Source organism: Photorhabdus kayaii, assembly GCF_025384895.1.
GTDB lineage: Bacteria > Pseudomonadota > Gammaproteobacteria > Enterobacterales > Enterobacteriaceae > Photorhabdus > Photorhabdus kayaii.
On the sequence record NZ_JAJAFZ010000013.1, the window covers coordinates 37,696 to 52,787 of the forward strand.

General features: G+C 40.8%; 20 protein-coding genes and 4 pseudogenes. 12 read left to right on the forward strand and 12 right to left on the reverse strand.

What is annotated here, in order from left to right:
• Positions 1–15: 15 nt before the first annotated feature.
• A complete protein-coding gene (gene fpr / locus LGZ98_RS07245; RefSeq protein ID WP_113042993.1) occupies positions 16–762 on the forward strand; it encodes a ferredoxin--NADP(+) reductase in 747 nt (248 codons plus the stop codon).
• A gap of 2 nt (positions 763–764) precedes the next feature.
• On the opposite strand, the gene LGZ98_RS07250 is transcribed toward fpr, so the two are convergent.
• On the reverse strand, positions 765–1,199 hold the full coding sequence (locus tag LGZ98_RS07250; protein WP_112878960.1) for a DUF805 domain-containing protein: 435 nt from the start codon (positions 1,197–1,199) through the stop codon (positions 765–767).
• A 67-nt stretch (positions 1,200–1,266) separates the two neighbouring features.
• Between LGZ98_RS07250 and LGZ98_RS07255 the strand changes: the two genes are divergently transcribed.
• Both LGZ98_RS07255 and tpiA read left to right on the forward strand, forming a co-directional pair.
• The gene (locus tag LGZ98_RS07255) at positions 1,267–1,869 is read left to right on the forward strand and encodes a YiiQ family protein (protein WP_387491436.1); all 603 of its coding nucleotides are present in this window, start codon (positions 1,267–1,269) and stop codon (positions 1,867–1,869) included.
• A 134-nt stretch (positions 1,870–2,003) separates the two neighbouring features.
• Positions 2,004–2,771, forward strand: coding sequence for a triose-phosphate isomerase (gene tpiA, locus LGZ98_RS07260; protein ID WP_113042996.1), 768 nt, complete (start codon positions 2,004–2,006; stop codon positions 2,769–2,771).
• A 52-nt stretch (positions 2,772–2,823) separates the two neighbouring features.
• Here tpiA and LGZ98_RS07265 read toward each other — a convergent pair whose 3' ends face one another.
• The 7 genes and pseudogenes from LGZ98_RS07265 to LGZ98_RS07295 all read right to left on the reverse strand — a co-directional run bounded on the left by LGZ98_RS07265 (position 2,824) and on the right by LGZ98_RS07295 (position 9,047).
• On the reverse strand, positions 2,824–3,819 hold the full coding sequence (locus tag LGZ98_RS07265; RefSeq protein WP_113042998.1) for a sulfate ABC transporter substrate-binding protein: 996 nt from the start codon (positions 3,817–3,819) through the stop codon (positions 2,824–2,826).
• A 171-nt stretch (positions 3,820–3,990) separates the two neighbouring features.
• Positions 3,991–4,962, reverse strand: coding sequence for a 6-phosphofructokinase (pfkA, locus tag LGZ98_RS07270; protein ID WP_113042999.1), 972 nt, complete (start codon positions 4,960–4,962; stop codon positions 3,991–3,993).
• A 465-nt stretch (positions 4,963–5,427) separates the two neighbouring features.
• A pseudogene (locus tag LGZ98_RS07275) lies at positions 5,428–5,583 on the reverse strand (plasmid stabilization protein); the annotation flags it as partial.
• 178 nt (positions 5,584–5,761) lie between these two features.
• Positions 5,762–6,706 carry a phosphatidate cytidylyltransferase gene (locus LGZ98_RS07280; protein WP_191214902.1) on the reverse strand — a complete coding sequence of 315 codons (945 nt, stop codon included), beginning with the start codon at positions 6,704–6,706 and terminating at the stop codon, positions 5,762–5,764.
• Positions 6,703–7,305 (reverse strand): lysophospholipid acyltransferase family protein, encoded by a 603-nt coding sequence (locus LGZ98_RS07285; protein ID WP_113043072.1) that lies wholly within the window; start codon positions 7,303–7,305, stop codon positions 6,703–6,705. Before LGZ98_RS07285 ends, LGZ98_RS07280 begins: the two co-directional genes overlap by 4 nt.
• A 1,156-nt stretch (positions 7,306–8,461) precedes the next feature.
• Positions 8,462–8,767 (reverse strand): type II toxin-antitoxin system RelE/ParE family toxin, encoded by a 306-nt coding sequence (locus LGZ98_RS07290; protein ID WP_113043002.1) that lies wholly within the window; start codon positions 8,765–8,767, stop codon positions 8,462–8,464.
• Between the two features lies 1 nt (position 8,768).
• A complete protein-coding gene (locus LGZ98_RS07295; RefSeq protein WP_113043004.1) occupies positions 8,769–9,047 on the reverse strand; it encodes a damage-inducible protein J in 279 nt (92 codons plus the stop codon).
• Positions 9,048–9,074: 27 nt separating this feature from the next.
• Here LGZ98_RS07295 and LGZ98_RS07300 point away from each other — a divergent pair.
• The 6 genes and pseudogenes from LGZ98_RS07300 to LGZ98_RS07325 form a co-directional block, all read left to right on the forward strand.
• Positions 9,075–9,317 (forward strand): annotated as a pseudogene (locus LGZ98_RS07300) (transposase); the annotation flags it as partial.
• A gap of 205 nt (positions 9,318–9,522) precedes the next feature.
• On the forward strand, positions 9,523–9,765 hold the full coding sequence (locus LGZ98_RS07305) for a type II toxin-antitoxin system ParD family antitoxin (RefSeq protein WP_113043006.1): 243 nt from the start codon (positions 9,523–9,525) through the stop codon (positions 9,763–9,765).
• Positions 9,758–10,042: a type II toxin-antitoxin system RelE/ParE family toxin gene (locus LGZ98_RS07310; RefSeq protein WP_113043008.1), complete on the forward strand. Its 285-nt coding sequence runs from the start codon at positions 9,758–9,760 to the stop codon at positions 10,040–10,042. The genes LGZ98_RS07305 and LGZ98_RS07310 overlap by 8 nt, the downstream gene beginning before the upstream one ends.
• Positions 10,043–10,059: 17 nt before the next feature.
• Positions 10,060–10,209, forward strand: a complete 150-nt coding sequence (locus tag LGZ98_RS07315) for a hypothetical protein (protein ID WP_262977873.1) — start codon at positions 10,060–10,062, stop codon at positions 10,207–10,209.
• A 26-nt stretch (positions 10,210–10,235) separates the two neighbouring features.
• Positions 10,236–10,450, forward strand: a pseudogene (locus LGZ98_RS07320) (site-specific integrase); the annotation flags it as partial.
• Positions 10,451–11,163: 713 nt separating this feature from the next.
• Positions 11,164–11,604, forward strand: a complete 441-nt coding sequence (locus LGZ98_RS07325) for a type II toxin-antitoxin system PemK/MazF family toxin (protein ID WP_262977874.1) — start codon at positions 11,164–11,166, stop codon at positions 11,602–11,604.
• A 137-nt stretch (positions 11,605–11,741) separates the two neighbouring features.
• Here the strand turns inward: LGZ98_RS07325 and LGZ98_RS07330 are convergent, their stop codons facing one another.
• Together LGZ98_RS07330 and mobC are read right to left on the reverse strand one after the other, a co-directional pair.
• On the reverse strand, positions 11,742–11,987 hold the full coding sequence (locus tag LGZ98_RS07330; protein ID WP_036811429.1) for a hypothetical protein: 246 nt from the start codon (positions 11,985–11,987) through the stop codon (positions 11,742–11,744).
• 81 nt (positions 11,988–12,068) lie between these two features.
• Positions 12,069–12,794 carry a MobC family replication-relaxation protein gene (gene mobC, locus LGZ98_RS07335; RefSeq protein ID WP_262977875.1) on the reverse strand — a complete coding sequence of 242 codons (726 nt, stop codon included), beginning with the start codon at positions 12,792–12,794 and terminating at the stop codon, positions 12,069–12,071.
• A 135-nt stretch (positions 12,795–12,929) separates the two neighbouring features.
• On the opposite strand from mobC, the pseudogene LGZ98_RS07340 reads away from it, so the two are divergent.
• Positions 12,930–13,235, forward strand: a pseudogene (locus LGZ98_RS07340) (ISKra4 family transposase); the annotation flags it as partial.
• A gap of 227 nt (positions 13,236–13,462) precedes the next feature.
• Entirely contained in the window at positions 13,463–13,738 is a 276-nt protein-coding gene (locus LGZ98_RS07345; RefSeq protein ID WP_113049739.1) for a helix-turn-helix domain-containing protein, read from the forward strand.
• 79 nt (positions 13,739–13,817) lie between these two features.
• On the opposite strand, the gene LGZ98_RS07350 is transcribed toward LGZ98_RS07345, so the two are convergent.
• On the reverse strand, positions 13,818–14,033 hold the full coding sequence (locus LGZ98_RS07350) for a helix-turn-helix domain-containing protein (protein WP_113049738.1): 216 nt from the start codon (positions 14,031–14,033) through the stop codon (positions 13,818–13,820).
• Positions 14,034–14,443: 410 nt separating this feature from the next.
• Between LGZ98_RS07350 and LGZ98_RS07355 the strand changes: the two genes are divergently transcribed.
• A complete protein-coding gene (locus tag LGZ98_RS07355) occupies positions 14,444–14,719 on the forward strand; it encodes a helix-turn-helix domain-containing protein (protein ID WP_113049737.1) in 276 nt (91 codons plus the stop codon).
• Between the two features lie 144 nt (positions 14,720–14,863).
• On the opposite strand, the gene LGZ98_RS07360 is transcribed toward LGZ98_RS07355, so the two are convergent.
• Positions 14,864–15,082, reverse strand: a complete 219-nt coding sequence (locus tag LGZ98_RS07360; protein WP_262977876.1) for an ogr/Delta-like zinc finger family protein — start codon at positions 15,080–15,082, stop codon at positions 14,864–14,866.
• Positions 15,083–15,092: the final 10 nt, after the last annotated feature.

Genomic DNA, 15,092 nt, shown 5'->3' on the forward strand with positions numbered 1-15,092 from the left:
AGGAGATAAATTCCAATGGCAAACTGGGTTACAGGAAAAGTTACACAAGTTATTCACTGGACGAATACCTTATTCAGCATCAGGATACATGCACCGGTTGAAGAATTTACTGCGGGTCAGTTTGCAAAACTGGCGATGGAAATAGATGATGAACGGGTGCAACGGGCCTACTCTTATGTTAATGCCCCGATAGATAATAATCTTGAATTCTACTTAGTCACGGTTCCAGAAGGCAAACTCAGCCCACGGTTAGCAGCTCTGCAACCGGGTGATGATCTCTTAGTAACAGAACAAGCCGCAGGCTTTTTTATTCTTGATGAAATACCTGATTGTGAAACATTATGGATGCTTTCAACAGGGACTGCCATTGGCCCTTATCTGTCAATCCTCCAGCAAGGAGATCATCTGGATAGATTCAAGAACATCGTATTGGTGCATGCAGTCAGACTAACACAAGATTTAAGCTATCTGCCCTTAATGCAGCAATTAGTTGAACGTCTCAATGGCAAGTTACGAATTCAGACTATCGTCAGTCGTGAACAAAACCCCGGCTCATTGACTGGTCGTATCCCAGCATTGATCGAGAACGGCGAACTTGAGTCCGCTGCCGGACTTACGATGAACAGTGACAACAGCCATATTATGTTATGCGGTAACCCTCAAATGGTGAAAGATACCCAGCAACTGCTAAAAGAGCGGCGTGGAATGACAAAACACTTACGCCGCAAACCGGGGCATATCACCAGTGAGCAATATTGGTAGTTTCAATCATCTTTGACAGAAATAAAATCCACTTTCTCTGTCGCCTCACCAAACCGGTTTGGCCCATCCGTACCACGGAATACACCGCAATCAAGCACCATCATTACAATGATCAATGTGGGGATAAAACGGCCAATCCCCCATTGCCAGAACGGTGCCATGCCACCCCAGTCAACAGCAATCAACAGCCCTGCCAGTAATAAAAGCAGCGACCAGCCTCCCCGCTTATTTCGATCATGCAGACGCTTAACCATCATTGCCGCTACGGGATACATCACCAAGACAAGTGCAAAAACAGCATAGTGCATGGTCAAAGAATTCATTCCCTGAATAGTCAAGATAACAAACATCAAAGCCAAGCAAACACCAATGCCAATCCAGAATTCACACCGCCCAATTCGTCCTTTGAATGAAAAACCCCATTGTTGTAATGTCATCTATTCTTTTCCAATCGTGTATTCTGTTTCTCTGCGCAGTTTAACCTAAGCGAGCGGCAACATGAAAATGGACGTTAATAAATTTCTAGCCATAATATTAGCGGCAAACAGCGTCGGTTTGCCATTGGTAGCCCATGCTGATAAATCCACAACCACAGAACCCACAGTACAAGCGACCTATCTTCTGCCGAATGCCCCCTCTTTCGATGAAACTATCCCGCGATTTCGCGAAAAATATAATCGCCACAACCCGACATTGCCACTACGCGAGTATCGGGTAATCATAAGTAAAAACATTTATCCGCCACTGACACGAGCTGCCAGTAAAATCAATGAAAAACTCTATTCTTCCGCCGTACTTGAGCGAGGAAGCGAAAAAATCAAAAGCCTGCAACTGACATTACTACCATCAGAAAATACCGCTGAAACTCAGCAAAACCAAATGCTGGCAGAGCAGTACATGATCGCCCTAATGCGCCACTTTAACCCAACGCTTTCACAGGAACAAAGCAAAGAGAATATTGATAACTTACTCATAAACAGCAAAAAATCGCCATTTTACAGCCACAACATCGGCGCTATTCGCTATATTGTGGTAAATAGTAGCGAAAAAACGCTTACTTTCGCTATTGAACCGATTAAGCTATGGTTATTTGAACCCGATAACTAATCAAATTTAGCAATAAAAAAAAGCTATTGTCGGCAATGATCACTATACTGTGGAGCGCCGATCTACCGAATCGATCTTAAGAATGAATTTCATTCAACTCACTACTTAAACATTCTCTGGTTGGAGGAAAAAACATGCGACATCCATTAGTTATGGGTAACTGGAAATTGAATGGCAGCACCCATATGGTTAACGAACTCATCACTGGCCTGCGTCAAGAATTAAGCAGTGTTACCGGCTGTGACGTCGCTATCGCGCCACCAGCGCTTTATCTCTCTCAGGCTAAACAAGCACTGGCTGGCAGCCGCATTGCTCTAGGTGCACAGGACGTTGACGTTAACCTGTCTGGTGCATTTACCGGTGAAACTTCCGCCACAATGTTGAAAGACATTGGCGCAGAATACATTATTATCGGCCACTCTGAACGCCGTACTTACCACCAAGAAAGTGATGAATTCATTGTGAAAAAATTTTCCATTCTTAAACAACAAGGTCTAATCCCTGTTTTGTGCATCGGCGAAACTGAACAGGAAAATGAAGCCGGCCAAACTGAAAGCGTATGTGCAAGGCAAATTGATGCGGTTCTGAACATATTGGGAGTAGAAGCATTCCAAAATGCGGTCATTGCTTACGAACCTGTTTGGGCAATTGGTACAGGCAAATCAGCAACACCGGCACAAGCTCAGGCTGTGCATAAATTCATCCGTGATCATATTGCGCAGAAAGATACAGCAATCGCACAACAAGTCATTATCCAGTACGGTGGCTCTGTGAACGCAGATAATGCCGCTGAACTATTCGCTCAACCAGACATTGACGGTGCATTAGTTGGCGGTGCATCTCTAAAAGCGAATGCTTTCGCTGTTATCGTAAAAGCCGCAGCCACTGCGAAAAAAGCCTAATTCATATTTCAACGATAATTGACCGCCGTACACCTACGGCGGTTACTCATTTTTATCGCTGAATAATCTCATCAAACACACCGCCAGTCGCAAAATGCACTTTTTGAGCTTCACCCCAACCGCCGAATATCTTATCGACAGTAAATAATTCCAACGCAGGAAAAGAGGAGCGGTACTTATCAGCAACCGCTTTATCACGTGGTCGATAATAGTTTTTAGCCGCTATCTCCTGCCCAACTGGCGAGTAAAGGTATTGCAGATATTCTGTTGCTAGCTCACGGCTATGACGTTTATCAACAACCTTATCAACAACAGAAACCGTCGGCTCAGCCAGAATTGACAGACTAGGTGTCACAATTTCGAATTTATCTTTATCAAGCACATTAATCGCTAATAATGCCTCATTCTCCCAGGCAATTAATACATCACCGATTCCACGCTCGACAAAAGTACTGGTCGCTCCTCTTGCGCCAGAATCGAGCACTTCAACATTCTGGTAAAGGGCTTTAACAAACGCTTTCGCTTTGTCCTGTTCCTGATTGTTATGAATCAACCCATAACCCCATGCAGCCAAATAATTCCAGCGTGCACCGCCCGATGTTTTTGGATTAGGTGTCACAACAGATACTCCTGGACGAACTAAATCTGACCAGTCTTTAATTTGCTTTGGATTACCTTTCCGCACTAAAAAAACAATGGTTGAAGTATAGGGGGCAGAATTCTCTGGCAAACGCTTAATCCATGCTTTCGCTATCCGGCCACGTTCCGCAATGGCATCCACATCATAGGCCAAAGCCAGTGTCACCACATCCGCCTCAAGGCCGTTGATAACAGAAGTTGCCTGTTTACCCGAACCACCATGAGATTGCCGGATTATCACTTTATCCCCTGTCTTCTGTTGCCAATAATCGCTAAAAGCCTGATTATACTGCTGATATAACTCACGGGTTGGATCATAGGAAACATTAAGAAGTTGAAGATCTTTTGCCCAGACGCTGCTATTGGTAATCAATAGTAACGCCAATGCCACACGCCATCTGACTTTCATTTGAATCTCTCCACAAGCTGTTTTAACTGTTATGAAATTCAAGGCTGACAGAAAGCGTTATCACTCAGAAATAATTAAAAGCATTTATTTATATGTGAAAGGAATATCTAAAGATAAATTACAGCCTCCAACGAGGCTGCAACGGATTTAGATTTGCCGGTATTGACGTGATCAATACAACTTTTTCGCGGTTTCCAACCAATCCTGTTTAAACACACGTTTCATATTTTGCACTGCATCAATGATGTCATGATGAACAAGTTTCTCGTTTTGAATACCAACACAACGACCACCATAACCTTCCAACAGCAATTGAATGGAATATGCCCCCATACGGGAAGCCAGAATACGATCATAGGCAACCGGGGAACCACCACGCTGAACATGGCCTAAGACTGTGGCACGGGTTTCATGATGCGTCTCTTTTTCGATATGTCTCGCAAGTTCATAAACATCACAAACATGTTCGGTAATTGCAACGATGGCATGGCGTTTGCCTTTATCGATACCCGCTTTAATTTCCGCTACGAGCTCATCACAACTAAATGAGACTTCCGGTAGAACAATAAACTCACAACCACCTGCAATAGCGGCTGACAAAGTGAGATCACCACAATAACGTCCCATGACTTCAACAATGGAAATACGTTTGTGGGAAGTCGAGGTATCACGCAGACGGTCAATCGCTTCAACCACAGTTTCCAGCGCCGTGAAATAGCCGATGGTATAGTCGGTACCCGCCACATCATTATCAATAGTGCCCGGTAGACCAATGCAGGGGAAACCCGCTTCTGTCAGTTTTTTCGCACCAAGATAGGAACCGTCACCGCCGATAACGACCAGAGCATCAAGACCGTTTTTTCTCATGTTCTCAATAGCGACAGTACGAACCTTCTCATCCCTGAACTCTGGGAAACGGGCTGAGCCTAGAAAAGTACCACCACGGTTAATCATGTCGGACACACTAAAACGGTCAAGTTTCTTCATGCGGTTTTCATACAAGCCAAGATAGCCATCATAAATACCGAAAACTTCCAACCCTTCGGTTAATCCCGCACGAACCACACCACGAATAGCTGCATTCATACCCGGCGCATCACCGCCACTCGTTAAGACACCGATTCTTTTGATCTCATTGCTCATGACGACCTCTGACTTGTAGATGTAATAATTGCAAACCCGCTAACGGCGGACTCCGTATGCGATCACTTTGCCTGAGAAATCTGCCTTTTTAACCTGCTACCACCCGGCGTACTGAAACAATCAAGCTGAATTGATTCAACTTTTCATATAATACGGTAAAAAACCAAGTCTGCATTAACAATAAGTCCCTTTTTGAGATCAAGTTGGCTAAAAAACCATTTAATTATGCTCCTATAGCTCTTAAGGTCATCAACCAACCTCCGAGAAATCCTATCCTTATATCCCCGCTCGCACTGGACAACTGTCTTGAGCGACAATTTATAAACCAAATCTCCGGCCCGTTTACCAATAGCAATGACGAGCAAGATAATCTCATTGTCGTTCACCTCATAAACCAAGTGGTAGCCAGAAGACCGCACCGGTTAACTCGACCACTTAGTCTTGCTGACGGCACATGAGGGGATAGTAAGCGAATAATTCAGGCGGCACACAATAAAACGCTGGTTCATTTCGGTTTAGGATTACGATAGCCTCACCTTTTCCCTGTAAATATGTTCCCATAGGGTTACGTTTCAGATCGGTAATACTCGCCGCTGTGTTTGTTAAGATTTGATATGCCATACACCACCTCATACAATTATATAATTCAACACTAGATCATTTATACTCAAGATACTTCAAAGTGCATGTTTGAAAAACGATTATGTTGTTGAATTTAAATGTTTTTATATCTGACAACTCAAGCATCTTGAAGTTCATTCGGTATAAGAGCACTACAAAATGATCTTTTATTTAATCTTTATGTATAAAAATAACGTGTCAGATGGAAAAAGACTGGGGCGGCAAAACACAACGAATCGATCCTATCTAACATGCCGCCATGACCTTCAATCATTTCACCGAAATCTTTAATGCCACTATCACGTTTTATCGCCGACATACACAAGCCACCAATAAAGCCCATCAGCGTAATCGCTAATGACATCAAACCTGCCTCCCACGGAGAAAATGGCGTTACCCAATAAAGTGACATTCCTAATAACACTGAAACCAAAATGCCACCAACAAAACCTTCAACTGTTTTATTTGGACTCAATTTAGGCACAATAGGATGTTTGCCAAATAATTTACCAAACACATATTGCAAGACATCTGACATCTGCACCACAATCATTAAAAACAACAATAACTCGACATTCTCCCCCTCATAACCTGGAATATCTAACATCAATAAAGCGGGGGCATGGCTAATACAAAATACAGCAACTAACATACCCCACTGTATTTTGGCTGTCCGTTCCAGAAAGTTCGTTGTATCTCCAGCCAATGCAATACGAGCAGGTAAAAACAGGAAAACATAAACAGGAATGAAAATAGAAAACACGCCATACCACTCAATACCAACGGCAACGTATTGCAATGGCATGAAAATAAAGAAACACCAGAACATGGCCTCATGGTCACTTCGTCGTGTTGGTGTCAAAGTGAAAAATTCCCGCAAAGCGAAAAATGACATACTCGCAAATAATAACACCGAACCGATTGGCCCAATAATCACCGACAACACACAAATAATACACATCCCCCACCAGCCACGGATGCGGGCATTCAGATTATCGATTGTCGCATTACTGTTATCCCTTGAATATTTGGAGGAAAGTATTGCACCAACAATACTGGCAATAATTAACGGCACGAACATACCTCCCAACAACAGGAGTAGTTTATTATTAAGCATAGTCATAATATTAACGCCTCCAATGCCTGACGAGCTCTCTGTAAAAAGTCAGCTTTTTCCTCTTTTGCACCTAACTTTTCCAAAGGTTGTCCAAATGTTGCCGAGCAAATAACAGGAACAACAAGTGCCGAGCCTTTTGGCAAAACCCTGTTTAAATTTTCCAGATAAACTGGAATAAGCTCAATATCAGGATATTTCTTCGCTAAATAATATAGCCCCCCTTTAAACTTATTGATTTGTTCCCCACTCCCTCGCGTTCCCTCCGGGAACAAAATTAAAGATTCCCCTCGTTTTAATACATCCTCCATGGGTGTCAGGGTATTTCCCTTTAAACAATCCTCTCCTTTACGATCAATAAGCACAGCCCGAAAAACTTTATTAATAAAATATCTGCGCAGATAAGTTTTACTCCAATAATCACGTGCAGCAACTGGATGCACCCGAGAACGTAACACCCGAGGAAATCCAGCCCAAATAACTAATCCATCCAGATGACTGCTATGATTAGCATAATAAATTCGGGAAACTACCGATGGCTTACACCCAATCCAACGAATTCTCACTCCTGTTAATAAACGGCAAAGCCCAGACAGAAACGAACCCATACCTTTACTTACCAATGTCACTTCTTGTGGTTTATACCCTATGGATTTCAAGATGGATCGCGACGGCAAGGGAGTGAATCCCCGGGAGCATAGGTAACTATGTGACCGGGGTGAGCGAGTGCAGCCAACAAAGAGGCAACTTGAAAGATGACGGGTATATTCATTACAAGCATCCTTCTCTTGTAATTCATTCAATATGACTCTGGTTCGCCGAACACATGTCCAAAGACAACCCAATGTGATAACGACTAATACCGCCAATAAAAGATACTGGCTCCATAACTGAGGTAAAAAAGCGGCAACAATTGAACTAACGGTAATTAATGCCATCCGATGCTGTTTCGCCATCGGACCGAGGAAACGCTGAGATAAACCACAAGTCCCACCTAACAAACGAATATAAGCGGTCAAAACAGCTAATAATGCAGCAATACAGCCAAGAGAAATCGCAAATGGAAAAAGCGTTAAACCATACCCTACCCCAATCAGAATAAAAGAATCAGCAATACGATCAGGAAGATCATTAAAAACAGTACCGGTAGCCGTCTTCAATCCCCCCTCAACAGCAACCATGCCATCCAATAAATTACACATTAGTCGGCCTTGAATAAGCAAGGCACCAATAATCAATAAAACTGAAGTCAACCAAGAAGACTCGACTAAAAAACATACGGCAAAACACACGCCAGCTAATACAGCAAAAACAACGCTGGCAACAGATATGCCATTTGGTGTCGCCCCTTTATATTGCAACCATTTAGCCATCTTACTGGCCCACACTGCATTGCGTGTCTTGATCGGACGCCGATCTTTTACCTCGTTACCAGACATACCTTTTCCCTTTTTGAGCACAAATGAACAATCAAATCTACTTAAGTTAAATGAAATAAGATAAACAGGATTGGTTAGAATAACAACAATAAAAAAACCTGCCGGTGGGAAGCGGGAAAACGAAGATGGCGTTCATTTTTACAACGCAATACTATGTAATAAAAGGATTTAAAAACAAAAATGTCCACACCGTGACCACATCGATATATAAAAAAGCCCTTCGCATGCCGAGGAGCTTTTTTATAATTCAGTTTACTGTCAGACAAAGAAATGCTCCCAGTTATCTGGCTGGAATATTTTTGAGATTCACCTCAAAGTTTTTTACTTAAAAAAGCCCGGTTATTCTTCTGGAGGTGTGCAATATTCTGAGAATTTTTATATTTTCTATATCCTCATCGTAACGGTAGAACATGATGAAAGGAAAATGAGGGACAACGAGTTTTCTATAACGTTCATCTGGGCCGTTACGAGCCTTTATGCCTGCATATGGGCTAACTTTCAGAAGTTCAGCCATTTCCGAAAATTTTGTATCAACTTTATCAGCCAATAACAGCCCAGCCTGTTCAAAGAAATAGAGATAAATTTGCTCCCGGTCAGTTTGGGCGGTTTCTTCCCATGAAATACGTATCACTTTATCCCCTGCTCAGCTTATTACGCAGTAGAGCCATCCGACGATGACTTTCAGAATCATCGATAAAATGAGCCAAGCCGTTTTCACATCGGTCAATTGCTTTCTCAATTTCCGCTTCTAACCAGTGAGCATGGGTATTTTTTTGATACTCACGTTCTTCATTCGCCAACTCTTCGGCTTTTTGTCTCATTAACTTTGTTAAGTCTGTCTGATGGCGTTTGGCAGCTTGCATGGCTAAGCGTTTGGTTTCTTCATCAATACGAAAATGAATCGTCTCCATTCACCCTCCTTCGTTCACTATTGCCTCAAAGCGTGTTGTCATTTGTGTTGTCATACTAGCACAATAGCCTATAACAACAATGTTGTTTTCAAAGAAAACAAAAAAATGATAACCCGCCATATCTGGGAGGCCAGTAAAGAGCAGGCCAGAGAAAACCGATTAACCCTATGGGGAAAAAAGATCTACAAACGACGAAAGGAGGCGATAGAGCGCGGTTTTGCGGATGCGAAGCAACATCACGGACACCGTTATACCCGTTTTCGTGAGTTGCACGAGAAATGAAAATAACGCCCTGGCGGGGGATTAGACCGGGTTAATGAGGAAAATGGAGACATTAGAAACAAACAAACCCCGTTATTTTCAACGAGGTTTGTCAGCGGTCTGAGCCCCGATTTTTTCGGGGCTTCAGAACGTTGGTAATGCGGCCTGATTTGCCGTACACTTGATGTATTAACTATTAATACATTGGTGAGATATGAGAAAAATTACTACTGTCAGTATGGGCGAACAGCTTGACAGGTTCGTACAGAATATGATTGAAAGTGGCCGTTATGGAAATGCCAGTGAAGTTATGCGTTCGGCGCTGCGTTTGCTGGAGCAACAAGAAGCTTACGATGAGATTGTACGCAAGGCGGTTATTGCTGGCTTGGAAAGTGGGGAAAGCTCGCTGACCCTACGGGATATAGCGGAACAACGGAAACGCAGACATAATGTATAAGCTCACGGATCAGGCTGCTGAAGATTTTGCTGGGATTTATGATTATACACTTTTGCAGTTCGGTGAAGCTCAGGCTGACCACTATACGGAGGCACTGGAAGCATTTTTTGACACGCTAGCTGAAATGCCACATATAGGGAGGGAATGCTCATCTGTCCCAGGTGTCATGCGGGTTGAGTTTCACCGCCACACGGTTTTCTATACTATCCGGGATACCGATATTCTGATTGCGCGTATCCTTCATCAACAGATGAATCACCCCCGTTATCTTCTTTAAGCGGGCGGGGGGCTACGTTGTGCTGTGCATCAAGCCAGCGTAGCTATCTCGTCCTGCGAGCTGCCATTGCTAATCGCAATGCTTTGTTGTTTTTATTTCTGGAGAACAAGCATTTTATTGCAGGAGAAGTGAAAATAACGCCCTGGCGGGGGATTAGACCGGGTTAATGAGGAGTTATAAGCCCTTTGCGGGAGAAATTTTTAACAAAACCCTCATGGGAAATTCCCCAAGCAAGCTGTTCAATGTTGACTACATAAATTTCTGCAAGATCTTACATGTAGTAAAGCCCGACTTACCAAAGGGCACGCCAGCATAATCCAAACAATGGTCTATGCCCACCTTGCCCCGGACTATTTGCAACATGCCATTACATTAAACCCTCTTAAGGGTGGGATAGAAGTAGAATAAAGCTAGAGAGTGTGGCGAACGTCCAACAAGCGTCCACACTCAAAAACTTTTGTATACATTCCAACCCCTTTATACTTTTTTATGTTGTTGTTTTACAAAGAAATACGTTGTAAGTGACTGAAAAAAAAGGCCCTAAAAAGGGCCTGAAAGACAGGGATGGTGTTTGTTTTTCAAACATAACACATTGTAATAAAAGGATTTATTTAAGTAAGTGTCCACACCTTGACCACATCGACATAAGCCCCGATTTTTTTCGGGGCTTTCATCCCCCCACTATATCTTTCTAACCACAACAATATGAAACTACCCAGACAATAATTCTTTTGAACTCATTAATGAGAAATCGTTAAAAATAAAGTTATCACCCCCTACCTTGTTTATAATGAAGATGCACAGAATATAAAAAGGTGTGGGCCAGACCGTAAACTTTAACTTTGGCTGATGAAAGCTAGCCATCCTTTTCGCCAACCCCGGTTCACTATTGAACATAGTGCTGGATGAAAAACAAGCACATCGTCAATAATCTGAATTATAGGCAATAAAAATATCTATCAACTATAATTTCCCATAAGTAGCATGTTATGATAGGATATCTTTATCGAACACTAGTAACGAACTATTGACCGTTAAAATTGTTCGTTTACACTGTTAGATATCTGACCTAACACATATACTAGGGTAGGAACTATTATTTTAGAGGGCTAATTAATTAAATGGCTATTAGATATCGCCCGCGTATCGGTGAAATATTAGAATGTGACTTTGGTTTACCGGCACAACCAGACCATTTTAATGGTCGCATCCCACCTGAGATGGTAAAAAAAAGAATGGTTGTAATCATGAATGCCCGTTTGTGTAGCAATGGTTATCTCGTTGTTCCGATTTCTTCAACTCTGAACAACGATGGTATTGCTCGTGGTTATCATGTCGAATTAGATCAATCTATTTTTCAAATAACTAATTTTTACGATCGCCGTAAACGCTGGGCGTTAGTTCATCATATGCAGATAATAAACACAAACAGACTCTTTAAATTAAGAGATAATAAACAAACATTTCAGCAATATTTGACGCGTGAAGATGTTGAAAAGATACAACGTTCAATAATCAAAATCATCGGCGCATCAAGTCTTATGAGTAAATCTGAAAGTTGACTTTTTGGATTCTATCAACTAAAGTATGATTATTCCCCATGAGGGCTTTGTTAAAAATTTCTCCCGCAAAGGGCTTAAAACCCCTCATACATGTATGAGGGGTTTTTGATTTAGTAGTCTACATCCACCTTATACGATTATGTACAGCTTGATAATTTTCCCATCAAAATAAGCTCGCCATCAACTGACAACTCGTGTAGTTTACTAGCGACGTCAATGAGACAACGACTAAGTGGCAAAAGTAAGAGCTGGGAAGACTGAACAAAATCTTCTTCATCTGGAAAAAGACAGAAAAATATGTCGAATGCTTCTGCAACTTCTATAACTCGCTCGATTAATTCTGCTAATTCCCGTCCAGTTATGGTACTATTTTTAATAGTCATATAAACACTTCCTCAAAGTGCTGTTTATGTGATCAGAGGGCACAGCGCTTGCCCGCGTTGTGTCCCTCGCCTGCTTTTTATTTATAAGGTGTTTTTCAACTCCTCATATGTAAAAAATTTAATAAAATTCCATGTCTGCTCATCAATCGTGATAGTCTCATTCCCAACTATCACACTGTTAATAGATTTATAAATTTTCTCAACTCTATTTTTCAAATTAACATCAGGTAATAAGTAATATACTTGGTCAAATTGCTTGTTTTGCTGCTGTTCGATGTACTGCCCTAATATTTTACGATAGTGTTCAAGGCTCTTAATTGTACGTTCAACTTTGACCGCAATTTTATTGACGGATTTAGATGTAATAATATAACCATCGAAAGCTTCGGGCTTTTTCTTTTTAGTACTATATATCGATAACCATTGATGACCCTTCGTCTCAACAACTATCCGAATCAACTGTATATCAAGTTTATGCCTAAGAACTGAGATTGTAGTCTTAGATGGATGGAATATATGAATGTCTGCAATATTATCGTTCTCATTCATGGCAAGCCCTGCCCCATGTGGTGTCAAACCGTATATGTTGATTTTGCCCGTGCCAAGATCACAGGAATATACACAAATTACACCTTCGGCTACTAGTTTCCTCAACAAAGTATAAACAGGGCTGATTGTTTTGAATTTTAACACACCTTTTAAAACATCCGCTGTAGTGAACGTTTCTGATTTGAGAAAACAAAGTACATCATTTATTTTCTTGTTTTTTCTTTGATTTCTAAGCGTGTAATCATTAATCAAATTCATAATTAGGCCGTTACTCAGTCAGTAATCTAACAGTATAAACGAACAATTTTAACGGTCAATAGTTCGTTACTAGTGTTCGATAAAGATAGCCTATCATAACATGATACTTATGGGAAATTATAGTTAGCAGGTCTGAATTGCAGCCTGATTTGTGATAACGACGATCTTCGATATGAAAATCATAAATTTCTTTTAAAACAGATAGATGAGATGTATATCTACATTAGAAATAATAGGGCAATGATCCTAAATTATGGGGAAATGTACCGATACGGAGAACCTATTTCTTCCGCATTCGTTGAATCCACGATCAATGAAGTCATATCTAAGCGCATGGTGAAAAAGTAGCAAATGCAATGAAGCCAACGGAGCACTCATTATTTACTACAGACTCGAACAGAGGTATTAAATGGTGATTTAAAAGCCAAATTTGAGCTTTGATATTCGGGTATAAAATTCGGGGATGACCATAGATTTTATGCTATCTTAAGTGTACGTAATGTGGTACTTACCTGACAAACTTTTTAGTAATGTTATTAAACACTATAATATCTTTGTTAGTGTCGTTAACACTATATGATTTTTGTTAAGTAAATTTTAACAAAAAAAGCACTAAGAAATGTTAAATATATCGCCAGCTACATTTCCAATAACTGACGGTTAACTTTATGATTAACAAACGCTTAAAATCCGCTCGCTTACGTGCAAATATCACACAAGAAAAACTCGGAATTGCGGCTGGCATAGATGAAAAGTCAGCACGAGCGAGAGTATCACAGTATGAAAACGGAACTCATCAACCAACCTTCGAAATAATGTGTGCATTTTCCAAAGTATTAAACGTTCCTGAGTGCTATTTTTATATTGTAGATGATGATTTTTCTGATGTTGTTTTGGCTATTCATCAGATTTTAGTGGATTATAAACACTCTCCTAAAGATTGAATACTGTTTGAGACAACTCTGATACCTAATAATGGCGCTAAAACTGTATTCAGCGCCATTCGCTTGAATTCACCTTTTTCTACCTTCCACGTGATGGCCAAATATCAGATGGATGTAAACCTAATTCGGTGGCAATCAGATTTTCTCCTTTTGGCCACGGACGATATAGCGCGTTACTTAATGTGGATGATGCTAATCCCGCTTTACGTGAAACGGCTGAAAGATTTGTTCCTTGTTTTCTTAGAGCGGCAATAATGTCTGCTGGATGCCAGTCATCAGAGATTTTTTTATGCATGATAGACTTCCTTTTAATTAATTTGATTTTTTTGCTAAGAATTCCTTAACAACATGTATGTTAAGGAATACTAAACATATCGTCAACATTCTTAAAGAAAATATAATGTGACTATCGTTAAAAATTTGGCTTTACATGTTAATAGCGAAAATTAAGGTATAAAAACACCCAAGACATTCGTTTTTATTAGCTGATATTTATGCCGCTTCACCTTGCCAAAAAATTTTTATGCGGTCTAAATCCATATTAAACTGCCAACTTAAGTAAGATATATGGCAATTAATTTCATATATGGCATAAAATAACAAATCAAACATTAAGATTCTTGTTAAGTGAATTTTGACAAAAAAAGCACTAAGAAATGTTAAATATATCGTTAACTATATTTTTAATAACTGACGGTTAAGTTTATGATTAACAAACGCTTAAAATCCGCTCGTTTACGTGCAAAGATCACACAAGAAAAATTAGGGATTGCGGCTGGCATAGATGTAAAATCGGCACGAGCGAGAGTGTCACAGTATGAAAATGGAACGCATCAGCCAACCTTTGAAATAATGTGCGCATTTTCCAAAGTGTTAAACGTTCCTGAATGTTATTTTTATATTGTAGATGATGATTTTTCTGATGCTGTTTTAGCTATCCATCAGATTTTAGTGAATTACAGACACACACCTGAAAATTGAATATAGTTTAAGGCGGCTATGGGATAAATCCTGTCCTCACCACACCGAAGCCCCTCAGAAAAAATATTTTTCACATAAAAAAAGCGCCCCACGATAAATAATGGAACGCTTTTTTTAATTATTTACTCATCGACAACTATTCGTTCAGAATACCAGCACGGTCTGCTGTCCACTATCAGGATGCGGCAGGACCGCTTCAATCAATGTCGGCTTGGTGACGAACCGAACAAAGGTTTCATGACTAACAAACGTTGAGCCACAATTAATATTTTGGCACTGGTTGTAACGTTCCTTAGTTTGGGTTGTGTGTTCAAAACTGCTGCGAGTGTGGGCGGCGTGGCCGCATAAGGGGCATCTCATCATAACGCGAGTA

Bases quoted from the DNA above. Each gene is read 5' to 3' on its own strand.
- LGZ98_RS07330 (WP_036811429.1), bottom strand. From the start codon at position 11,987: ATGACTATTAAAAATAGTACCATAACTGGACGGGAATTAGCAGAATTA.
- mobC (WP_262977875.1), bottom strand. From the start codon at position 12,794: ATGAATTTGATTAATGATTACACGCTTAGAAATCAAAGAAAAAACAAG.
- LGZ98_RS07285 (WP_113043072.1), bottom strand. From the start codon at position 7,305: ATGGGTTCGTTTCTGTCTGGGCTTTGCCGTTTATTAACAGGAGTGAGA.
- tpiA (WP_113042996.1), top strand. From the start codon at position 2,004: ATGCGACATCCATTAGTTATGGGTAACTGGAAATTGAATGGCAGCACC.
- pfkA (WP_113042999.1), bottom strand. From the start codon at position 4,962: ATGAGCAATGAGATCAAAAGAATCGGTGTCTTAACGAGTGGCGGTGAT.
- LGZ98_RS07360 (WP_262977876.1), bottom strand. From the start codon at position 15,082: ATGATGAGATGCCCCTTATGCGGCCACGCCGCCCACACTCGCAGCAGT.
- LGZ98_RS07345 (WP_113049739.1), top strand. From the start codon at position 13,463: ATGATTAACAAACGCTTAAAATCCGCTCGCTTACGTGCAAATATCACA.
- LGZ98_RS07350 (WP_113049738.1), bottom strand. From the start codon at position 14,033: ATGCATAAAAAAATCTCTGATGACTGGCATCCAGCAGACATTATTGCC.
- LGZ98_RS07355 (WP_113049737.1), top strand. From the start codon at position 14,444: ATGATTAACAAACGCTTAAAATCCGCTCGTTTACGTGCAAAGATCACA.
- LGZ98_RS07325 (WP_262977874.1), top strand. From the start codon at position 11,164: ATGGCTATTAGATATCGCCCGCGTATCGGTGAAATATTAGAATGTGAC.
- LGZ98_RS07310 (WP_113043008.1), top strand. From the start codon at position 9,758: ATGTATAAGCTCACGGATCAGGCTGCTGAAGATTTTGCTGGGATTTAT.
- LGZ98_RS07265 (WP_113042998.1), bottom strand. From the start codon at position 3,819: ATGAAAGTCAGATGGCGTGTGGCATTGGCGTTACTATTGATTACCAAT.
- LGZ98_RS07255 (WP_387491436.1), top strand. From the start codon at position 1,267: ATGGACGTTAATAAATTTCTAGCCATAATATTAGCGGCAAACAGCGTC.
- fpr (WP_113042993.1), top strand. From the start codon at position 16: ATGGCAAACTGGGTTACAGGAAAAGTTACACAAGTTATTCACTGGACG.
- LGZ98_RS07250 (WP_112878960.1), bottom strand. From the start codon at position 1,199: ATGACATTACAACAATGGGGTTTTTCATTCAAAGGACGAATTGGGCGG.
- LGZ98_RS07280 (WP_191214902.1), bottom strand. From the start codon at position 6,706: ATGACTATGCTTAATAATAAACTACTCCTGTTGTTGGGAGGTATGTTC.
- LGZ98_RS07305 (WP_113043006.1), top strand. From the start codon at position 9,523: ATGAGAAAAATTACTACTGTCAGTATGGGCGAACAGCTTGACAGGTTC.
- LGZ98_RS07295 (WP_113043004.1), bottom strand. From the start codon at position 9,047: ATGGAGACGATTCATTTTCGTATTGATGAAGAAACCAAACGCTTAGCC.